Origin of the sequence: Fructobacillus cardui (genome assembly GCF_963580785.1) — a bacterium.
Classification (GTDB): domain Bacteria; phylum Bacillota; class Bacilli; order Lactobacillales; family Lactobacillaceae; genus Fructobacillus; species Fructobacillus cardui.
The window spans coordinates 268,855-287,331 of the sequence record NZ_CAUZLS010000001.1 but is presented as its reverse complement, the minus strand read 5'-3'; the positions used below and the strand labels follow the sequence as shown (position 1 = coordinate 287,331).

19 protein-coding genes are annotated in these 18,477 nt (G+C 45.8%); 16 read left to right on the top strand and 3 right to left on the bottom strand.

Annotated elements, in window-relative coordinates:
- Position 1: 1 nt before the first annotated feature.
- The 8 genes from AABI20_RS01400 to AABI20_RS01365 all read left to right on the top strand — a co-directional run bounded on the left by AABI20_RS01400 (position 2) and on the right by AABI20_RS01365 (position 6,754).
- A complete protein-coding gene (locus AABI20_RS01400) occupies positions 2–724 on the top strand; it encodes a metal ABC transporter ATP-binding protein (protein ID WP_248660863.1) in 723 nt (240 codons plus the stop codon).
- Positions 717–1,502, top strand: coding sequence for a metal ABC transporter permease (locus AABI20_RS01395; protein WP_288845942.1), 786 nt, complete (start codon positions 717–719; stop codon positions 1,500–1,502). Before AABI20_RS01400 ends, AABI20_RS01395 begins: the two co-directional genes overlap by 8 nt.
- A 155-nt stretch (positions 1,503–1,657) precedes the next feature.
- Entirely contained in the window at positions 1,658–2,491 is an 834-nt protein-coding gene (purR, locus tag AABI20_RS01390) for a pur operon repressor (protein ID WP_047975274.1), read from the top strand.
- Between the two features lie 6 nt (positions 2,492–2,497).
- Positions 2,498–3,874 (top strand): bifunctional UDP-N-acetylglucosamine diphosphorylase/glucosamine-1-phosphate N-acetyltransferase GlmU, encoded by a 1,377-nt coding sequence (gene glmU / locus AABI20_RS01385; protein WP_082131925.1) that lies wholly within the window; start codon positions 2,498–2,500, stop codon positions 3,872–3,874.
- A gap of 123 nt (positions 3,875–3,997) precedes the next feature.
- The gene (locus tag AABI20_RS01380) at positions 3,998–4,603 is read left to right on the top strand and encodes a YdhK family protein (protein WP_288845944.1); all 606 of its coding nucleotides are present in this window, start codon (positions 3,998–4,000) and stop codon (positions 4,601–4,603) included.
- Positions 4,604–4,630: 27 nt separating this feature from the next.
- Positions 4,631–5,974 (top strand): dihydrolipoyl dehydrogenase family protein, encoded by a 1,344-nt coding sequence (locus tag AABI20_RS01375; protein ID WP_288845945.1) that lies wholly within the window; start codon positions 4,631–4,633, stop codon positions 5,972–5,974.
- Positions 5,975–6,050: 76 nt separating this feature from the next.
- Positions 6,051–6,569, top strand: coding sequence for a hypothetical protein (locus AABI20_RS01370; RefSeq protein ID WP_338346563.1), 519 nt, complete (start codon positions 6,051–6,053; stop codon positions 6,567–6,569).
- Positions 6,566–6,754: a hypothetical protein gene (locus AABI20_RS01365; protein ID WP_047975271.1), complete on the top strand. Its 189-nt coding sequence runs from the start codon at positions 6,566–6,568 to the stop codon at positions 6,752–6,754. Before AABI20_RS01370 ends, AABI20_RS01365 begins: the two co-directional genes overlap by 4 nt.
- Positions 6,755–6,782: 28 nt before the next feature.
- On the opposite strand, the gene AABI20_RS01360 is transcribed toward AABI20_RS01365, so the two are convergent.
- A complete protein-coding gene (locus tag AABI20_RS01360; protein WP_338346562.1) occupies positions 6,783–7,034 on the bottom strand; it encodes a hypothetical protein in 252 nt (83 codons plus the stop codon).
- Between the two features lie 375 nt (positions 7,035–7,409).
- Between AABI20_RS01360 and xseA the strand changes: the two genes are divergently transcribed.
- From xseA to recN, 5 genes are read left to right on the top strand one after another with little or no spacing between them, the layout of a single operon-like run.
- The gene (xseA, locus tag AABI20_RS01355; protein WP_338345545.1) at positions 7,410–8,678 is read left to right on the top strand and encodes an exodeoxyribonuclease VII large subunit; all 1,269 of its coding nucleotides are present in this window, start codon (positions 7,410–7,412) and stop codon (positions 8,676–8,678) included.
- 1 nt (position 8,679) lies between these two features.
- Positions 8,680–8,907 carry an exodeoxyribonuclease VII small subunit gene (locus AABI20_RS01350; RefSeq protein WP_338346561.1) on the top strand — a complete coding sequence of 76 codons (228 nt, stop codon included), beginning with the start codon at positions 8,680–8,682 and terminating at the stop codon, positions 8,905–8,907.
- Complete coding sequence (locus tag AABI20_RS01345) at positions 8,900–9,778, top strand: polyprenyl synthetase family protein (protein WP_338346560.1); 879 nt, start codon at positions 8,900–8,902, stop codon at positions 9,776–9,778. Before AABI20_RS01350 ends, AABI20_RS01345 begins: the two co-directional genes overlap by 8 nt.
- Positions 9,779–10,609, top strand: a complete 831-nt coding sequence (locus AABI20_RS01340; RefSeq protein WP_047975266.1) for a TlyA family RNA methyltransferase — start codon at positions 9,779–9,781, stop codon at positions 10,607–10,609.
- A gap of 25 nt (positions 10,610–10,634) precedes the next feature.
- Positions 10,635–12,317 carry a DNA repair protein RecN gene (recN, locus tag AABI20_RS01335; RefSeq protein WP_338346559.1) on the top strand — a complete coding sequence of 561 codons (1,683 nt, stop codon included), beginning with the start codon at positions 10,635–10,637 and terminating at the stop codon, positions 12,315–12,317.
- Positions 12,318–12,384: 67 nt separating this feature from the next.
- Here recN and AABI20_RS01330 read toward each other — a convergent pair whose 3' ends face one another.
- Together AABI20_RS01330 and AABI20_RS01325 are read right to left on the bottom strand one after the other, a co-directional pair.
- Entirely contained in the window at positions 12,385–13,692 is a 1,308-nt protein-coding gene (locus tag AABI20_RS01330; protein WP_047975264.1) for an NCS2 family permease, read from the bottom strand.
- 262 nt (positions 13,693–13,954) lie between these two features.
- Positions 13,955–14,476, bottom strand: coding sequence for an HdeD family acid-resistance protein (locus AABI20_RS01325; RefSeq protein ID WP_288845952.1), 522 nt, complete (start codon positions 14,474–14,476; stop codon positions 13,955–13,957).
- 272 nt (positions 14,477–14,748) lie between these two features.
- Here AABI20_RS01325 and AABI20_RS01320 point away from each other — a divergent pair, with 272 nt between their 5' ends.
- From AABI20_RS01320 to AABI20_RS01310, 3 genes are all read left to right on the top strand, one after another.
- Positions 14,749–16,041, top strand: a complete 1,293-nt coding sequence (locus AABI20_RS01320) for a collagen binding domain-containing protein (protein WP_288845953.1) — start codon at positions 14,749–14,751, stop codon at positions 16,039–16,041.
- A gap of 177 nt (positions 16,042–16,218) precedes the next feature.
- Positions 16,219–17,292: a glutamyl aminopeptidase gene (pepA, locus tag AABI20_RS01315; protein WP_248660847.1), complete on the top strand. Its 1,074-nt coding sequence runs from the start codon at positions 16,219–16,221 to the stop codon at positions 17,290–17,292.
- Positions 17,292–18,476: an FtsW/RodA/SpoVE family cell cycle protein gene (locus AABI20_RS01310; protein WP_047975260.1), complete on the top strand. Its 1,185-nt coding sequence runs from the start codon at positions 17,292–17,294 to the stop codon at positions 18,474–18,476. The genes pepA and AABI20_RS01310 overlap by 1 nt, the downstream gene beginning before the upstream one ends.
- Position 18,477: the final 1 nt, after the last annotated feature.

The window sequence follows — 18,477 nt, the reverse complement described above, 5'->3', positions numbered from 1 at the left end:
CATGAGTGCGCAGATTGTTGTTAAAAACTTTACCGCTGCCTTTGGTGATCGCGTGATTTTAAGGGACGTTTCCTTTAAAATTGAGGAACACCGTTTTACTGTCATTGTTGGTGAAAATGGGACCGGCAAGACAACTTTAATTAAGGCCTTAATCCAAGAGGTCATTGGTCAAAAACATCCTGGCCATGAAAACAAGAAACAGAAGGGGACGATTGAGGTCAACAGTAAGAGCTTAGCCTACGTACCACAGTTTCGTGACCTGGGAGACGATTACCCGCTGACGATTCGGTCCTTTATTGCTTTAGGGTTGAAGTCGGGCTTGCGTCCCTGGCTGAATACCCATGAAAAATCAGCTATCGACCAGGCCTTGAAGCAAGTTGACTTAGCTGATTTAGCCGATTTACGGCTATCGGATGCCTCTGGTGGGCAGAAGCAACGGGCTTATATTGCCCAGGCGCTAGTCCAAGAACCAGATTTGCTGATTTTAGATGAACCAACGGCTGCTTTGGATGCTAATCACGCTTTGGCACTCGTTAAGAGCGTCCGCGCTCTACAACAAAGTCGGCAAATTGGTGTTTTGTGGATTTCGCATGATACTTCTTGGGTTAAAGAGTATGCTGATGGTTACCTTTGGCTACATGATGGGCAGATTCAGGGCGGCCAGGCAGCTGATTTGCCAGACGCGGCTGCTTCACAACACCGCCAGGAGGTAAATCATGTTTGATCAAGTTTTTATGCAAAATGCTTTTATTGCCGGCACAGTGATTTCAATTGTTGCTGGAATAGTGGGAACTTTCGTGGTGGCTCGGTCGTATAACTTCTTGAGCCATTCTTTAAGTGAAATTGCTTTTGCTGGGGCGGCCTTTGGTTTCTTTATTGGCTGGCCACCACTTTTGGGGATGGTTATTTTTACAATCCTTGCTGCGCTATCAATCGGGGGATTGGAGAATGCCAAGGTTCGCCAGGATAACGTGACTTCTGCCGTATCAGCCTTTGCCATTGCCTTAGGAATTCTTTTCTTGGCGCTGGGGCACACTGCCAATTCGGCAGCAACCGGCATTTTATTCGGTTCCGTTCTTGGTATTTCACATACTGATTTGTTAATCTTGGCGGGGATGGCCCTGGGTGTCTTCATCGTGATTTTCTTGTTTTACAAGCCATTACGCTTACTGGCTTTTGATGAGGCGGGACTATTACTTTCACGAGGGAAAAAGACCTGGTTGAAAATCCTTTTCTTGGTGGTGATGGCATTGTCTGTGGCCATTTCATCACAACTAGTTGGCTCCTTGTTAATCTTTGTCTTGGTCACTTTGCCGGCAGCATCTGCCCGCTATTATCAGGGTTCTGTGGGCCGTTTGATGACTCTATCGGTCTTCTTCGCTTTGTTCGGAACTTGGACAGGACTGGTTTTGGCTTATGTCACAAATCTGCCAACCTCTGCCTTTATTGCTGGGATTGAAGTGCTGATTTATCTGCTGTCAATATGGTTATCTAAGGAATAAAGTGCATTAGGTCAGCCATTTTGTAACAAATATTAAAAAACGCCGGAGTTAAAAACGAATGTTCGTTTTTAACTCCGGTTTTATGCTATAATAATCGGGATGGAAATTATTACTTTGAGGAGGAAAGGGCAGTATTTTTGCCCACAAAAATACCTATGAAAACACGTCGAGCTGACCGTTTGGTCGATATGTCGCACTATCTATTGGACCACCCGCGCCAACTGATTTCACTGAACTTTTTTGCTGATCGTTATGAAGCGGCAAAATCGTCAATTTCCGAAGATTTGTCAATTATTCGTCGGACCTATAAAGCCCGTGGTACGGGTGAGGTGAAAACCTATCCAGGTGCAGCCGGTGGGGTTTATTACACGCCATTGATGGCGGCTGGTGAGGCTAAAGACTTTGTGGATGGCATTTGCCAAATTGTGAACGATGAATCCCGCGTTTTGCCTGGCGGCTATGTTTACTTATCTGATTTGTTAGGACAGCCAAATGTCCTACGCCAAACCGGACGGTTGATTACGACTCAGTACGTTGGAGAAGAAATCGATGCCGTGATGACCGCTGCAACCAAGGGGATTCCCTTGGCCCAAGCAGTTGCTGATCAATTAAATGTGCCTTTTGTGATCGTTCGTGATGACGCAAAGGTGACGGAAGGTTCAATGATTTCGGTTAATTACTTAACTGGATCATCAAAGCGCGTTGAAAAGATGGCCTTGTCAAAGCGGTCTTTGAAGGCCGGCGCCCGCGTCTTGATTGTCGATGACTTTATGAAGGCTGGCGGAACCATCCAGGGAATGCAAACGCTGGTTCGTGAATTCGGTGGTACTGTTGTTGGGACTGCCGTCTTTGCTGAAGGTCGGTCAAATGTCCGTTTGTTAGAGGACTATACTTCCTTGTTGCACGTTGAAACAAACTTGGACTCTGGCCAGTCTATTAATGTGCAACCAGGAAACTATTTTGAAGAAATTTATCAAGGTAAGGAATAAGAAACGATGCAAGCCACAAACGTTGTCATTTTGGCGGCCGGGAACGGTTCGCGGATGAAATCAGACCTACCAAAGGTCTTACACCAAGTTGCCGGTCGGGCAATGGTTGATTGGGTGGTTGCCGCCGTGGCACCATTAAAGCCAAATAAAATTTTAACGGTTACCGGTGTTGGAGCTAAGCAGGTTCAAGACCACTTAGCTGGGAAGTCCGACTTCGTTGTTCAGGAACAACAATTAGGAACAGGTCACGCTGTCTTGCAGACCAAGCAGGCATTAGCTGATAGTGAAGGTGCGACGCTGATTTTATCAGGGGATACGCCCCTCTTTACAACGGAAACACTTCAGGCGCTCTTGGATGAGCATGCTCGAACAAAGAATGCTGTCACGGTTTTGACGGCCTTTGCCGAAAACCCAACGGGTTATGGCCGAATTGTCCGTGGTGAGGACGAAATGGTCTTGAAGATTGTTGAGGAAAAGGATGCGTCCGTTACGGAACGCCGGATCCAAGAAATCAATACTGGTGTGTATATTTTTGATAACCAGTTTTTGTTTGAGGCTCTTTCACAGGTCGGTAATGATAACGTGCAAGCTGAATATTACCTGCCTGATACGCTCGATATTTTGCGGGAGATGGGGCAACAGATTGGTGCCTACCAGACGATGGACTTTTCCGAGTCAATGGGGGTTAACGATCGTGTTGCTCTGGCTGCGGCCAACAAGATTATGCGGACGCGGATTAACCGTGGGCACATGCAAAATGGTGTTGAATTAATCGATCCTGATAATACCTATATCGATGCTGGTGTTCAAATTGGCAAAGATACGGTGATTGAAGGCAACGTGACGTTGAAGGGAAAGACGGTGATTGGTCAAGACAACGTTTTGACGGCCGGTACTCGAATTGAGGATTCAACCATTGGGGATGAAAACGTGATCACTTCTTCACACCTTGAAGAAGCGCTGGTTGAGAACCAAACAACAATTGGTCCCTATGCCCATCTGCGGCCACTGGCTGAAATCAAAGATCGAGCACATTTGGGAAACTTTGTGGAAGTCAAAAAGGCAACGGTTGGCCTTGGCTCTAAGGTTGGTCACCTTTCTTATGTTGGTAATGCCACATTAGGAGCAGATGTGAACGTTGGGGCTGGAACGATCTTCGTCAACTATGATGGCGTGAACAAGTTTGATACGACGGTTGGTGACCGGGTCTTTATCGGTTCGAATACGAAGATTGTCGCCCCCGTAACTTTGGCCGATGAAAGCATCACGGCAGCGGGGTCAACGATTACGGATGATGTTGACTTTCATCAAATGGGCATCGCTCGTAGCCGTCAAACAAATAAAGATGATTTTTGGGACAGAATGCCCCATAAAAAAGGATAGGGAAACCTATTCTTTTTTATTTTGACCAAAAAGAGATGGCTTGCCTATCTAATCGACTTTGTTTATAATAAAAATATGGTTATTTAAACTATACCAATATAAAAATAAGAGAAGGAGAAGAAAATGAAGAAGAAAACAATCGGTTGGTTACTGGCCCTTTTACTAGTATTCATCTTGGGTGTGGTACTGGTTTTGGGATTAAAGGATCAGGATAAACACCATTCTAAGAAGATGACCATGTCCAGTAGTCAAATGCAGATGTCTTCGTCCTCATCATCGATGACCATGTCGTCTTCGATGTCTGGCATGGATATGGATGAAAGCTTGCCAACTGATTTACCAAATGCTACTCAACCAAAGTATCCGGTTGGCTCAAAGATTACCTTAGAGGCTGATCATATGACCGGAATGAAGGGCGCCAAGGGAACGGTTGCGGCCGCTTACGACGTCAAACTATATGAGGTCGATTACCAGCCAACTAATGGCGGTAAAAAAGTCAGTGGTCACAAGTGGTTAACCAAAGAAGATTTTTCTGACATGATGGATCACAACGAAGGTGATACAGTTACGCTAACAAGTACTCATATGGCCGGCATGAAAGGCGCAAACGCAATCATTACGAAGGTGGTTAATGGTCCTGCTTATGCGGTTAGCTATCAGCCAACCAATGGTGGTAAGATGGTCATGAATCACAAGTACTTGGTTGAAAGTGAAATCAAGTCTCGATAATGGAGAGAAATGAAAGGATGGAACGCGATGGATTTTTCAGTACTATACATTGGTAGCGGCCAGGCAAGTTGGAACGGGGCGGTCCCACTGGCTAAGTCTGGCGTTAAGGTGGCCGTGATTGAAGAAAGCCAATACGGTGGTGTTTGTTCGAATAAAGGTTGCAATGCCAAAATTATCTTGGATAAGCCTTTGGAATTGATTAACCGAGTCAAAGATCTTCAGGGACGTGGCATTGATGGTGTCCCAACTGTTAACTGGGAAGATTTGATGGCCCACAAGCACGAATTGATTGTTCCACAGGATGCCCACGGTAAGGAACGCTTGGATAATGTTGGCATCACAACAATCACTGGCCATGCTGAGTTCGTCGATACCCATACGGTTGCCGTTGATGGCAAAACCTACACAGCCGATAAGATTGTAATTGCGACCGGCTTACGTCCCCATGTTTTGGACGTTCCAGGTCACGAACTTTTTGAGAATTCGACTGACTTTCTTTCATTGCCACACATGCCCAAGCATGTAACGATTTTGGGTGGTGGCTTCGTGGCTATTGAATTTGCAACGATTGCCAATGCCGTTGGAGCCCAAGTTGATGTGGTTACCCGGTCAAACCGCCTGTTGCGTCAGTTCCCAGCTAAGTATGTGGCAGAGGTCCAGGCTGATTTGAAGGCCCGTGGTGTTCGTTTTATTCCCGATATGAACATCAAGAGTGCTGAAAAGACTGCGGCTGGTCAGATTGCCTTGACCGGCGACCATGAATTCCACTTGACGACAGATTATGTTTTGGATGCGACTGGCCGTGTCCCAAACCATGATCAGTTGAACCTGGAGGCCATCGGGGTCGAAGCCAACCAGCGTGGGATTGTGGTTAATGAATACTTGCAGACGTCCGTTGAAAACATTTATGCAGCCGGTGACGCCATTGACAAACAGGTGCCAAAGTTGACGCCAACCGCAGCCTTTGAATCGCGTTATTTGACAGCCCGTTTTAAAGGTGATAATGATGGACCAATCGTCTATCCAGCCATTTCGGAAGTTGTTTTTACTTCGCCACGGATTGCCCAGGTTGGGGTACACCTTGACCAGGCCTTGGCAGAACCTGACCGTTATGAGGTCACGGAAGCCTCTTATGATGGTGACTGGTATCGTCAGGTTGAAAATGAGCAGGGGGCTAAGCTCTCACTGATTTTTGATAAGAATAGCAAGGCTTTGGTTGGTGCAGCGGAAAAGTCGAATAACGCTGACAATACCATTAATACAATTGTGCCTTACATCCAAATGAAGATGACCAAGGAACAATTGAACGACTTAGTCTATGTTTTCCCATCAATCGAGTACACTTTGCAGCGACGGTTGCCACTCGTCTGATTTTGATAAAAGTGTTTAATGAGTATAGCGGATTATGCTATACTTTTTTTATTAGAAACAAGGGGAGTGACAGACTATGTCAATCAATGGCCAAGCCATTATCGATCAAATTGAAGAGCAAAATTATGCTCAAGAAACCTTAGCGGTCAAGGATGGCCAGAGCATTGATCTTGATGCCCTTTTTTCGGCCTTTTTGCCTTTAGCCCACAAGGAAAACCTAGCATTGACCAAGGCGGATATTGACGGTGGCATCGAAGAAGGGGGCACAACTTTCTCTTTGGAAGTTAACGTGATTAACTTACCGTTGCGCTATGCCAATCAGGAGAAAAAGTTGGTTTATGCCGACCAAGATTATGACCTGCAGGTTTATACAATTGTTGATAACCCAAATGTCTCCAAGTCTTGTTTAAAGATTGCCAAATTGTCTTCGTTAGCAGCGCTGCTAGATGACAGTGATGGGGTCTTTGCTAAGGCTGCCGCTTGGTTCGATGACCAGCTGCAGGTTATCTTGGAAAATCAGCAGCAAGCCGAACAGGAAGCTGCGGAGGCTGACCAAAAAGCTGATGAAGAATCAGCTGAAGGGAAGAAAAAATGACCTTACCAAAACCAGCTAAAGCGGCCATTAATGGTTTAATTTGGGTGATAATTGTGTTGACATTTCAAGTACTGCATTGGACGTCTTTACCAATGCAGATAGTATTGATTGTGATATTGATTGTGGAAATGCAAGCCTTACAGGCACTCTTTACGCATCTGGAAAAGGGTAAAAATCGTCAGTAAAAAAAGCAGCCGAGTATGGCTGCTTTTTTTAGTCGAACCTGATTTTAGCTGACAAGTGATAGGAAGTATGATCCTTTTCTACGGTAGCCCTTAAGACCTTTGGGGTGGCGGTATGGGCTTGAGCGATGAGCTCGCCGAGGTCATAAGCCTCAATGACAGCCTTGACTAGTTCTTTTGTACTTTGCCCCATGTCGGGTAGGGCCAGGTCCTCCCAGTCACGGTCTTTTGCTGGGCCCATTTGGACCAGTTCTTTTGTTTTAATCTGTTCAATGATAATCATGTGCCTATTATACGGTCTGCCACTTTGGCTGTAAAGGTTGGTTTCGTGAGGCATGCTTGCTTTTTACAGGAAAATCTGGCATAATAAAGGTATGCGATGAGTCGAATGCGTTTTTAGAACGCACACGCGGCCTACTGTATTAAATTACCAGCCACGGATTTGGCGTAGGTGGTAATGGTATTGTGGAATTCCATTACCTCACCATGACTATCAGTCTTTGACTGAGGTGACGTAGACTTACTTGAACTTTGTTCAAGTCGCCCGTCAGAGCGTATCTGGCATGCCAAACTAAGCAGCTAACTTCGGTTAGCTGTTTTTTTATTGGCTGATTTCTCTGGTATAATATGTACTAAGAATGCGTTCTAGGAGGCCTTAATGGCAGATTCGTCACAGTACCTGACAGTCGGTGCGTTAACCGGCTATTTGAAAGCAAAATTTGACCGCGATCCATACTTGGCAAAGGTCTATCTAACGGGGGAAATTTCGAACTTAGGTAATCGAAAGGGCCGTCACTTATATTTTTCTTTGAAGGATCCAGATGGTAAATCAGTCATTCGCGCCACGATGTTTTCCTATGCATCACGGCTGAAATTTGAACCCAAGGAAGGAATGAAAGTCCTCGCCATTGGTCGCGTGCAGGTTTATGAACCCTCTGGTTCGTACTCGATTATTTTAGACCAAATGACACCCGATGGTATCGGGGACCTCTTCTTAGCCTTAAATCAGTTAAAGGAAAAGCTGAGCCAAGAGGGACTCTTTGCCCAAGAAAAGAAGGCTCTGCCACTCCTTCCCAAAAAGATTGCCGTGATTACTTCACCAACGGGGGCTGTCGTGGAAGACGTTGCCAAAACGGTTGAGCGGCGCTTGCCAGATGCTCAGGTAATCTTGTTACCGGCCGTTGTTCAGGGTGAGGGCGCAGTACCGTCGTTACTAAAACAGCTGAACCGAATTGATAACCTTGACTTTGATACAGTCATTATTGGCCGAGGTGGTGGGTCGATTGAGGACCTCTGGGCCTTTAACGATGAAGCCCTCGTGCGCAAGGTGGCAGCTTTAAAGACGCCAGTAATTGCTTCCGTTGGTCATGAAACGGACAATACCTTGGTCGACTTGGTGGCTGACCGCCGAGCAGCGACACCAACGGCTGCCGCTGAACTCGCGACGCCAGTTACTCGGCAAAACATCCTTGACCGATTGTTCGAATTGAAGACACGCTTGGTAGTTGCTGGCCGACAAACCGTTGCCCAACGCCAGCAGGTCTTAGATCAAATTATCAATCGACCAATTATGCAACAGCCAGACCGACTATACGCTGCCTACCAGCAGGAAGTTGACCAATTGGCAAGTCGGCTTGGCCGCGGTTTTAGCCGTCAGCTCGAGCAAAAACAATACCGCTTTCAACAGGCCCAAGATAGTCTAGTCAAGGAACAGCAGCAGCTGCTACGACCGTACCAAGAAGCCCTCGCTTTGGCCAGTACGAAGCTGGATTTAGTGTCACCGCTGAAAATCTTATCGGCTGGCTACACGATTGTGAAGGGACCAAGAAATCAGGTCATCAAGCAAAAAGCTGATTTACAAGTTGGGGACCAGGTCCACTTAACCTTTGCGGACGGCGAAGTGCCCGCTCAAATTACAGGAGAATAAAATGGCTGAAAAAGTATCATTTGAAGACAAGTTAAAACAACTCGAAGTCATCGTGTCGGCTTTGGAAAAGGGCGACCGTCCCTTGGAAACGGCCTTAACGGACTTTCAGACGGGGGTCGCATTGGCTAAGGATTTGCAGAAGACCTTGCAGGATACCGAAAAAACCTTGGCTAAGGTCATGGATGACGATGGCAATTTGACGGATTTGGAATTAACCAACAATGACTAAATTTAACGATTTTTCAGAAAAATATCAGCCACAAGTTAACGCGGCTTTAAAAGCTGAGGTGGCTCAGCAAGTCCCTAATCAGTCCTCTAGTGACTGGGGACAGATGCTGACCTATGCACTCTTAACGCCCGGCAAGCGTCTGCGGCCACTGTTAGCCTTGGCCGTTATCGACTCCTTTGGTCAAGAAATCACGGCTGATGCTATTCAAGCAGCGACGGCCCTCGAGTGGGTCCATGCCTATTCTTTGGTCCACGATGACTTGCCAGAAATGGATAACGATGCTTACCGTCGGGGACAGCTTTCCGTTCATGCGCTTTATGGACAAGCGAGTGCCGTTTTGGTTGGGGATGCGTTGCAGGCGGGTGCCTTTTCTCTCTTGGCTGCATTGACGGATGTTAATGCCGAGCAAAAGGTCGCTATGGTCGCGACGCTGGCCGAAAAGGCGGGTGCCAATGGCATGGTTTTAGGTCAGGTCTTAGACATGCAAAATCATGACATCAATGAGGACCAGGTAGCCTTGGCTGCCGTTTTGGACCAGGTTTATCAAAAGAAGACGGCTGATTTGTTGCAAGCGGCCGCTTTGATTGGTGGCCATTACGCCAACCTTGCAAATAAAGATTTAGACCGTTTGGCTGATTTTGCTGGTGCTTTTGGCCTACTCTTCCAAATCCAAGATGACTTGGACGACTATGACCAAGATCAAGAAGAAGGCGTTGTCTCATTGGTTCACTTGGTTGGGCTCGATCAGGCACATGACTTGGTCGTGCAGCTGACAAAGCGGGCAAATCAGGCCCTTGATGATTTGACCCAGGAAAATGAAAACTTTGATTCAGAATTATTAACGAGCCTTTTGGCTAAAATTGGAGCGTAAATCGTGGCAGTAGCAAAAGAACGTGTGGACGTCTTACTCGTCCAACAGGGACTCTTTACCTCTCGAGAACAGGCAAAGCGAGCCATTATGGCCGGGCAAATTCTTGGCGAAAATGAGCAACGCCTGGACAAGGCGGGTGAAAAAATTCCGGTCACAACTGAATTACACTTTAAGGGCGAACCATTGCCCTTTGTTTCGCGTGGTGGCTATAAACTGGTAAAGGCCATCGAGACTTTTGGTTTGGCCCTGGCCGACCAGATTGTCTTGGATATTGGTTCTTCCACGGGTGGCTTTACCGACGTGTCATTACAAAATGGTGCTGCCCATGTCTATGCCTTGGATGTGGGGACCAACCAGTTAGCCTGGAAACTGCGGATTGATGACCGCGTGACGGTGATGGAAAACACTAATTTCCGTTATGCCAAGTTAGCCGACTTTATGGAAGGCCAGCCCACGCGAGCAACCATTGACGTTTCCTTTATTTCGCTATCGTTGATTTTACCAACCTTAAAGGACATTATTGCCCAGGATGGTGAAGTGGCAGCATTGATCAAGCCTCAATTTGAGGCGGGGCGGGAAGCTGTTGGTAAGCACGGCATCATCAAAGACCCGGCTATTCACCGCCAGGTCTTGGCTGCAACTTTGCCAATGATGGTGGAAAATGGCTTTACCGTGGCTGGCTTAACCTACTCACCAATTAAGGGTGGCCAGGGAAATATTGAATTTTTGGCCTGGCTTAAGCGGTCTGATGAGGCCCAAATTGATCCAAGTGTCGCAATTGACGAAGTGGTTGATGCGGCACACGGTCAGTTAGACCAGGCTGGCAACTAAAACTGACTGGTAGAAAGGATGCAGGATGCTTGAACAATTAACCATACAAAATTTTGCGATTATTGACCAAGTGGACTTGTCATTTGACGACCAATTAACTGTTTTAACGGGTGAGACTGGTGCCGGAAAATCAATCATTATTGATGCTTTGGCCATGGTCACCGGTGGACGGGCCAGTACGGAAATGATTCGTAAGGGGGCTGACAAGGCTGTCTTGCAGGCTGTTTTTTCCCTTGTGGGCGACCGAGCTGCCGGCTTGCGGGAACAATTGAGTGCTGCCGGAATTGAGCTTAGTGACGATCAGGTGGTTATTTACCGCGAGTTTAATCATAAAGGTCGGTCAATCGTCCGCATCAATGGGGTGATTGTCCCCCTTAAGGTGCTGTCTGAATTCGGGTCGCAGCTGGTTGAAATTCAGGGCCAGCATGATACCTCCTTGCTGTTAAATCAGGACCATCATTTAGACCTGTTGGACCAGTTTGCTGAGGCTGATTTAAGTCAGGCTAAGGACGAGTATCAGCAGCTTTTTTACCGCTACCGTGATATTACCCGCCAAATTGATCAATTGAAAAATCGGCGACAGGATATTAACCAGCGGTTGGACTTGCTTTCCTTCCAGCAAGAGGAGCTGAAGGAGGCCAGCCTGCAACCAGGAGAAGAAGACCAGCTTTTGGCTGATCGGAGCAAGCTAGCGAACCACAAAAAGATTGCGGATGCTTTGGACCAGGCGCAGCAGGCCTTGAATCCAGGTCTGGATGGTGGTGCGATTGATCTTTTGGCTGCCGCTCATCAGGCGATGACTCAGGCTGCTGCTTATGACTCAGACTTTGAAAACTTGGCTCAATCGTTGTCGGAGGCTTACTACGCCGCCCAGGACGCGGGTCGTGATTTGGATGAAGCGGTTTCTGATTTGACCTTTGATGAGGGGGCCTTAGTTGAAATCGACGACCGCTTGCAGGTAATCCATAATCTGAAGCGGAAGTACGGTGACTCCGTTGATGAAATTTTAGCCTTCCAGCAAAAGGTTGACCGCGAGTTGGCCGACTTGGACGGCGGTTCTTTCGATTTGGAATCACTGACGAAAGAAAAAGAAACCATTAAGGGGAAGATTGTGACTGCTGCCCAAGCGCTGACACAAAGTCGACAAACAGTGGCTAAGAAGTTGGAGAAGGCGGTTAACCGCGAATTGGCGGACTTGTTGATGGAACAGGCCTACTTTGAAGTTCAATTTACGCCCGTGACGGGCTTTTTGCCTAGTGGGGCGGATAAGGTTGCCTTCTTTGTTCAAACCAACCAGGGTGAGGGCACTAAGCCCCTAGAAAAGGCCGCATCTGGTGGGGAGGCCTCCCGATTGATGTTGGCCTTGAAAACAATTTTTATTGCCCAACATGGTCTACCAACGGTTGTCTTTGACGAAATCGATACCGGTGTTTCCGGTCGGGTTGGTTCCGCTATTGCCAAGAAGATGCAAACAATTGCTGAGAAGACGCAGGTCATGGCCATTACCCATTTGCCTCAAGTGGCCGCTGCGGCCACTCACTATTTCTTGATTGAGAAGTTTAATCAAAATGATCGAACGGTGACGCAGGTTAAGGACCTGCCAGAAAATCAGCGTGATGAAGCGATTGCGATGATGCTGTCCGGCAATCAGGTAACCGATGCCGCTTTGGCAAACGCCAAGGATTTGCGGGCAAAGGCACAGGGATAAAAATAAACACTAAAAAAGCGTTGGAATTAATTTCCAACGCTTTTTGTGTAGTAATCATCAAGCTGATTTAGCTATGGGTTGAGTACAAGAACAAGATGAAGATAACGGCTAAGAGGTACATCAACCAGTTCACTTCCTTTGCACGCTTTGTAGCAATCATCGTGATTGGGTAAACGATAAAGCCAAGGGCGATACCGTCAGAAATTGAATAAGTTAATGGCATACCAACAACAACCAAGAAGGCAGGTGCGGCAACAGCCAAATCGTCCCACTGAATCTTTTGCAAGTTCTTGGCCATCATGATTCCAACGATTACCAAGGCAGGAGCGGTCACGGCATCCGTGACCACTGACAACAATGGTGAGAAGATCAAGGCAGCGAAGAAGAGCAAACCAGTCACAACAGAAGTCAAACCAGAACGGCCACCAACGGCGATTCCTGATGATGATTCAACGTAAGCTGAAGTTGGTGAAGTTCCCAAAACGGCTCCGGCAGTCATTCCAACGGCATCGGCCATCAAGGCCTTACCGGCACGAGGCATCTTGTTGTTTTCCATGAAGCCAGCTTGTTCGGCCAAACCAATCAAAGTACCAGCCGTATCGAAGAAAGTGACAATCAAGAAGGTCAAAACAACAACCCACATTTGGAAGGTATCAATATGACCAAGATAGTTGATTGATTCTCCAAAGGTTGGCTTCAAAGAAGGAACGGAACCGATGAGTGAGCTTGGCATCTTAATCAAGCCGAAGATAAAGCCAACGATTGTTGTGCCAATCATCCCAACGAAGATGGCAGCTGGTGTGTTCACGGCCAACAAAACCAAAGTCAAGACGATACCGAAAATAGCTAAGAGCGTGTTGGCGTTTGTCAATGAGCCCATGGCAACCATTGTATCTTTGTTTGCGACAACCAAACCGGCGTTGTGCAAACCAATAAAGGCGATGAAAAGGCCGATTCCAGCAGCGATAGCAATCTTCAAATCAGAAGGAATCGCATCGATGATTTTTTCACGAATCTTAAACATTGTTAAGAGCAAAAAGATAACGGCGGCAACCAAGATACCAGCCATTGCAGTTTGCCACTTGACGCCCATACCGATAACAACGGAATAGGCGAAGAAGGCGTTGACACCCAAACCTGGGGCAATCGCGATTGGGTAACGAGCAACCAGACCCATGAAGATTGTAGCAATTCCAGAGGCTAAGGCAGTGGCTGTAAAGACAGCCCCCTTGTCCATGCCGGCATCACCAAGGACGGTCGGGTTCAAGAACAAGATGTATGACATGGCTACGAAAGTAGTCAAGCCAGCAACCACTTCTTTTCTAAAAGAAGTGCCCAGTTTTTCAAACTGGAAATATGATGAGAGAAAGGACATAAGTGACTCCTTATAATATTTTTCCTACCTGAATATTTTAGCAAGAAATGTTTGCTTTGTCTGAGTGAAATGCACAAAATGGCTTAATAAAGACGAACATTAAATAAAAGTAAAACAAATTGTTCACTTTTTATAATTTTAAATTTTAATGATAATCATTTAAATCTCAGAAAATGTAGCACATCGCTTATATATGGCACTTTCTTTTTTAAAGCGGAATCAAAGCTGATTTTTCATTGCACCTCGTGATGCAGTAAAAGATTTAAAAACGGAAAAACATTAAGAGGCGGTAGACACCAAGAACGATAAGACTAACTCCTAACCACATCCAAAGTAAGGCCCCACCAAAGAGGGGACTAGCCATCAACAAAATGCCGGCAACAATATGCAGGACGGCTGAAAAGGTTAGCCAAGCTTGGTGATCAGTGAGACGGCTAACGACCGAAAGTTGGATAACTCCCTCAAACAACCAGACAATTCCCACCATTAGACCAACAACCATAAAGAGCGAAACTGAGGCAATGTGCATATTAATAAAGATGATTAAACCAGCCAAAATATAAATAAAGCCCAGCAGGCTAGCACCTGTCCTGTTCCAACCAGTTAGTGCGGTGTTTTTGATGGCATGAACAATCTTAAATAAACCAGAAGCAACCATCATGACACCAATGATAGCCGCGGCAATGGCTGCCGTGTCGATGGGTAGAATCACAACTAAAAGACCAAAGACGATGGCTAGAAGACCATCAATCCCCATAAAATAGCGCAATGAATGACTCGACATAATTTTCTCCTTTTTTTGTTTCTTATATGACTATTATAACGTATTGTGTAGTATTTGAAATCAAAAAAAGTTTGTTAGTAAAAAAGCTGGTTCTAGGATAAAAATGATGACAATAGGTATTTAGCATAAAATAGTAAAGTCAATATTTAATTCCGAAAACAAACTTATTTGGATTAAAAGTATCATATTTTGAGGTTCTAGCGTTACAATATTGTTGGTTGTTGTTGCTTATATGACAAATAAGTCGTGAGATAACTGAAATGAGGAGAGCTATGAAAACGAATGATTTTAAAAATCGCCCGTTGCTAGTCTTTTTTGCCAGTTTCTTTTTAATGCTAGGAATTGGAGCTGGGACAGTAATGTCGAAAGTTTCCGCTGGGGATGTTTCTTCGGCCTACATTACCAGTGCTTCTGTTTATAAAACCAGTAATCATCAAACAGATAATTTTAACCCTTATGATGATTTGACGGTTCGATGGAATTTTGCAATTCCTAAGGGGGCTGGCATTGCCGTCGCTCAACCAATTGCGGTAGTGGTTCCTGATGTTTTTCAGGTACCAAATTCGCTTGATTTTCAAATTCATGAGCAAAATGGTGATGTGATTGCTAATGCTCATCTGGATAAAAATACCCGAGAAATTACGGTCCATTTTACCAGTGATAGTGCTGCCACTGATGTTAACCGCGCCTTATCTGGCTATTTTGAAATTAACTCTAACTGGGATTTGTCTAAGATTTCCTTTAATACGAAAAATATGATTAACTGGCAATTGGACCACAGTATCATTCCCGGAGCTAGCACCGATGTTTATATTAATCAGGGAAATGCGCCTGATAAAACTGAAGTTCTATCAAAATTTGGTTGGTTTGATTTGAAAGATCCAACATTGCTACATTGGAAAGTCCGAATTAACTATCGCAAGCAAAACATTCAAAACGCGGTGGTTGTTGATCAGTTGGATGGCAACTCAACCTTTGTTCCGGATAGCTTTGGTTCGACGATTGACTCATCTGATGGCGAGGCGGTGCCCGTTGACTTGTCTAAGTTAACGATAGATTCTGATTCTAAGTTCCACATTGATTTTGGAGATATCAATCAAACCTATGTATTGACGTACGAGAGCCGTGTGAAATCTGGATCTCAGGCCAGTTCGTATGGCAATGCCGTTAATTTGACTGGTGATAATTTATCAACACAATCTAAGACCATGATGGTTGAAAAGATTGATGGTGGTGGTAATGCTTCTGTTGGACCAAGTGCAACACCAAGCACGCCGTCAAAGCCAAGTACGCCAAATACAACGCCAGGCACTGAAACAGTGGCTCCTACTCCAGTAGTCAACATGGCGCAACCGGTAGCAACTGCTCAACCAAGCGAATCGAAAGCAAATACAACTGTACCTGCTTTTGCACCAGCTGAAATTGCGGCGCAACCGGTTGCCAAGGTTGCATTGCCAAAGGCTGCTCGCTTTGAATCCAGTCGCTGGCAAGTTCTCATTTTGACTGCCATTTCTGTTCTTTTGGCCGGTTTTACGCTGATTTTGAAGAATAAGAAACGTTCATAATTTTGTTAGTTGTATTAATCCTCGATAAGGCTCTTATCGGGGATTTTTGATTGTCCTTGAAAAAGTGATCTGCCGAGTAGATGTCAGCTTTTTCAACGAGCCTGAAGACTTTGCCAGTCCCCCTCAACTAGGCTATAATAAAGTAACTTTTATATTAAAAACCTTGAGGAGGGCGTTATGGATCAACATACTTGGAAACAACTCGTCAAATATACGGAATTGCAGGGGACATCTGGGCAGGAAAATCAGGTGCGTCAAGCATTCAAACAGGACTTAACGCCCTTAGTTGACGAAGTTTACCAAAACAACCTTGGTGGTGTTTTTGGTGTGAAAAATCAGCAGTCAAATGGTCCCCGTGTGATGTTTGCAGCTCACATGGATGAAGTTGGCTTCATGGTTTCTGGTATTTTGCCAACGGGGGCCTTACAAGTGGTTGCCTTGGGAGGTTGGAATCCTATGACCGTTTCTGCTCACCGCTTTACACTCTTTACAAAAGATGGACAATATCCGGTTGTATCATCTTCTGTTTCACCACACCTGTTGCGTGGTAAGACCGGTGGTCAAAGCCAGTTGACCATTGATGATATTCTTTTTGACGCTGGCTTTGAATCTGCTGACCAGGCTCAGACTTTTGGTGTTCGTCCAGGTGACTTTATTGTGCCAGCAACCAAGACAGCCCATCTTGCTAACCCTAATCGAGCTGTTTCCAAGGCCTACGACAACCGCTTTGGGGTGGTGACGATTTTGTCTGCTCTAGAAGAATTGCAAGGAGTAGAAACACCAAACACTTTGATTGCTGGGGCAAACGTTCAAGAAGAAGTCGGTCTCCGGGGATCTAAGCCAGCTGTTAACCAATTGAAGCCAGATGTCTTCTTTGCGGTTGATTCTTCGGCAGCAAATGATGTTGATGGCACAGTTGGTCGTCAGGGAGTCATGGACCAGGGAACGTTGATTCGCGTCTTTGATCCAACGGTTGTGACGTCACCACGCTTGAAGGAATTTATTTTGCAGACAGCAGAGGATAATCACATTCCTTATCAATACTTTGTTTCAAAGGGTGGCACTGATGCTGGTGGCGTTCAAGGCCAAGGATTTGGCCTTCCTGCTGTCGCCTTGGGTGTGGCATCCCGCTACATTCATACCCATGAAACGGTTTGGTCAATTCCTGATTTTGAAGCGGCACAGGCCCTTGTAGTAGCGATTGCAAAGTCTTTGGATGAAAGCGTTTATCAAGATATTTTGGAGCGGTAATGTTTAAGAAGCTGGAACGTTTGGATTACTGGATTGCGGTGCCTTATGCCGTGCTATCGGCCATCGGGATTGTGATGGTCTTTTCGGCGACCCAAAATGCTTATTTATCACCCATTATGTCCTTTTCAAAGCAGGCTATTTTCGTGATGGTTGGTTGGACGGTTGCCTTTGTTGCCTTTCGATTGAATCGCTCCATTTTGCGATCACAAAGTGTGCTCAATTTTTTAATGGTTGGGACCACCGGTTTACTGATTGTCGCTCGCTTAGCGCCGGCCATTAACGGGGCTCACGGGTGGATTAACCTGGGGCCGGTGACTTTACAACCGGTTGAACTATCAAAAATCGTGTTGATTTTGTATTTTGCCCACTGGTTCGATAAAAAGCCCTGGTTACCTCGAGCAGGCCTCAGGCGCCAAATTCGTCAATGGACGGCGCCGGGTATGTTGCAAAAACTCTTTTTACCTGCTGTGATGTTGTCGATGAACCTCTTGATGCCCGATTTGGGAAACTTGTTTATTACCTTGGCCGTTCTGTTAATGATGATGATGGCGGCGGGAATGTCATCTCGAGCTTGCGCCTTTTGGTTGCTTTTGTTCTTTATCGTTTTGGTTTTTTTGCCAGATATTATTGGCTTTTTCCATTTAGGAAACTCGTCTTCTTACGCTATCAGACGATTGACGAACTTTGTCAATCCTTGGCATAATGTTGACCAAAGTCGGCAGCTATTGTACTCTTACTACGCCATTTCCCATGGTGGTTTGTTTGGCGTTGGACTGGGAAATTCGTTGCTGAAACCTTACCTGCCAGAATCAAACACTGATTTTATTATGGCTGTTGCAGCGGAAGAATTAGGCGCCTTGGCCATCTGCCTTGTTTTGCTGATGGTGTTGATGTTAATTGGTCGCTTGGTCTACTTAGGAATCAAGCAAAAGGGACAGTACAACCGCCTCTTTTTGTATGGGCTGGCTAGTCTTTTATTGATGCAGTCCTTTGTTAATTTGGGAGGTGTCTTGGGCTTGCTGCCAATTACTGGGGTTGTTTTCCCCTTTATCTCAGGTGGTGGTTCATCATTTGTCTTTTTCTCGGCAGCCATTGGCCTTGCCTTGAACGTTTCAGCCAAAGACAAGGAATTGATCCAACCAAATCCGCAAGATTATGCGGCACGAAGGGAATTAAAACGCTAAG

Excerpts from the sequence above, each read along its gene's own strand:
- recN (WP_338346559.1), top strand. The coding sequence starts at position 10,635 with ATGCTTGAACAATTAACCATACAAAATTTTGCGATTATTGACCAAGTG.
- AABI20_RS01330 (WP_047975264.1), bottom strand. The coding sequence starts at position 13,692 with ATGTCCTTTCTCTCATCATATTTCCAGTTTGAAAAACTGGGCACTTCT.
- pepA (WP_248660847.1), top strand. The coding sequence starts at position 16,219 with ATGGATCAACATACTTGGAAACAACTCGTCAAATATACGGAATTGCAG.
- AABI20_RS01375 (WP_288845945.1), top strand. The coding sequence starts at position 4,631 with ATGGATTTTTCAGTACTATACATTGGTAGCGGCCAGGCAAGTTGGAAC.
- xseA (WP_338345545.1), top strand. The coding sequence starts at position 7,410 with ATGGCAGATTCGTCACAGTACCTGACAGTCGGTGCGTTAACCGGCTAT.
- purR (WP_047975274.1), top strand. The coding sequence starts at position 1,658 with ATGAAAACACGTCGAGCTGACCGTTTGGTCGATATGTCGCACTATCTA.
- AABI20_RS01400 (WP_248660863.1), top strand. The coding sequence starts at position 2 with ATGAGTGCGCAGATTGTTGTTAAAAACTTTACCGCTGCCTTTGGTGAT.
- AABI20_RS01350 (WP_338346561.1), top strand. The coding sequence starts at position 8,680 with ATGGCTGAAAAAGTATCATTTGAAGACAAGTTAAAACAACTCGAAGTC.
- glmU (WP_082131925.1), top strand. The coding sequence starts at position 2,498 with ATGCAAGCCACAAACGTTGTCATTTTGGCGGCCGGGAACGGTTCGCGG.
- AABI20_RS01395 (WP_288845942.1), top strand. The coding sequence starts at position 717 with ATGTTTGATCAAGTTTTTATGCAAAATGCTTTTATTGCCGGCACAGTG.
- AABI20_RS01325 (WP_288845952.1), bottom strand. The coding sequence starts at position 14,476 with ATGTCGAGTCATTCATTGCGCTATTTTATGGGGATTGATGGTCTTCTA.
- AABI20_RS01360 (WP_338346562.1), bottom strand. The coding sequence starts at position 7,034 with ATGATTATCATTGAACAGATTAAAACAAAAGAACTGGTCCAAATGGGC.
- AABI20_RS01345 (WP_338346560.1), top strand. The coding sequence starts at position 8,900 with ATGACTAAATTTAACGATTTTTCAGAAAAATATCAGCCACAAGTTAAC.
- AABI20_RS01365 (WP_047975271.1), top strand. The coding sequence starts at position 6,566 with ATGACCTTACCAAAACCAGCTAAAGCGGCCATTAATGGTTTAATTTGG.
- AABI20_RS01380 (WP_288845944.1), top strand. The coding sequence starts at position 3,998 with ATGAAGAAGAAAACAATCGGTTGGTTACTGGCCCTTTTACTAGTATTC.
- AABI20_RS01310 (WP_047975260.1), top strand. The coding sequence starts at position 17,292 with ATGTTTAAGAAGCTGGAACGTTTGGATTACTGGATTGCGGTGCCTTAT.
- AABI20_RS01370 (WP_338346563.1), top strand. The coding sequence starts at position 6,051 with ATGTCAATCAATGGCCAAGCCATTATCGATCAAATTGAAGAGCAAAAT.
- AABI20_RS01320 (WP_288845953.1), top strand. The coding sequence starts at position 14,749 with ATGAAAACGAATGATTTTAAAAATCGCCCGTTGCTAGTCTTTTTTGCC.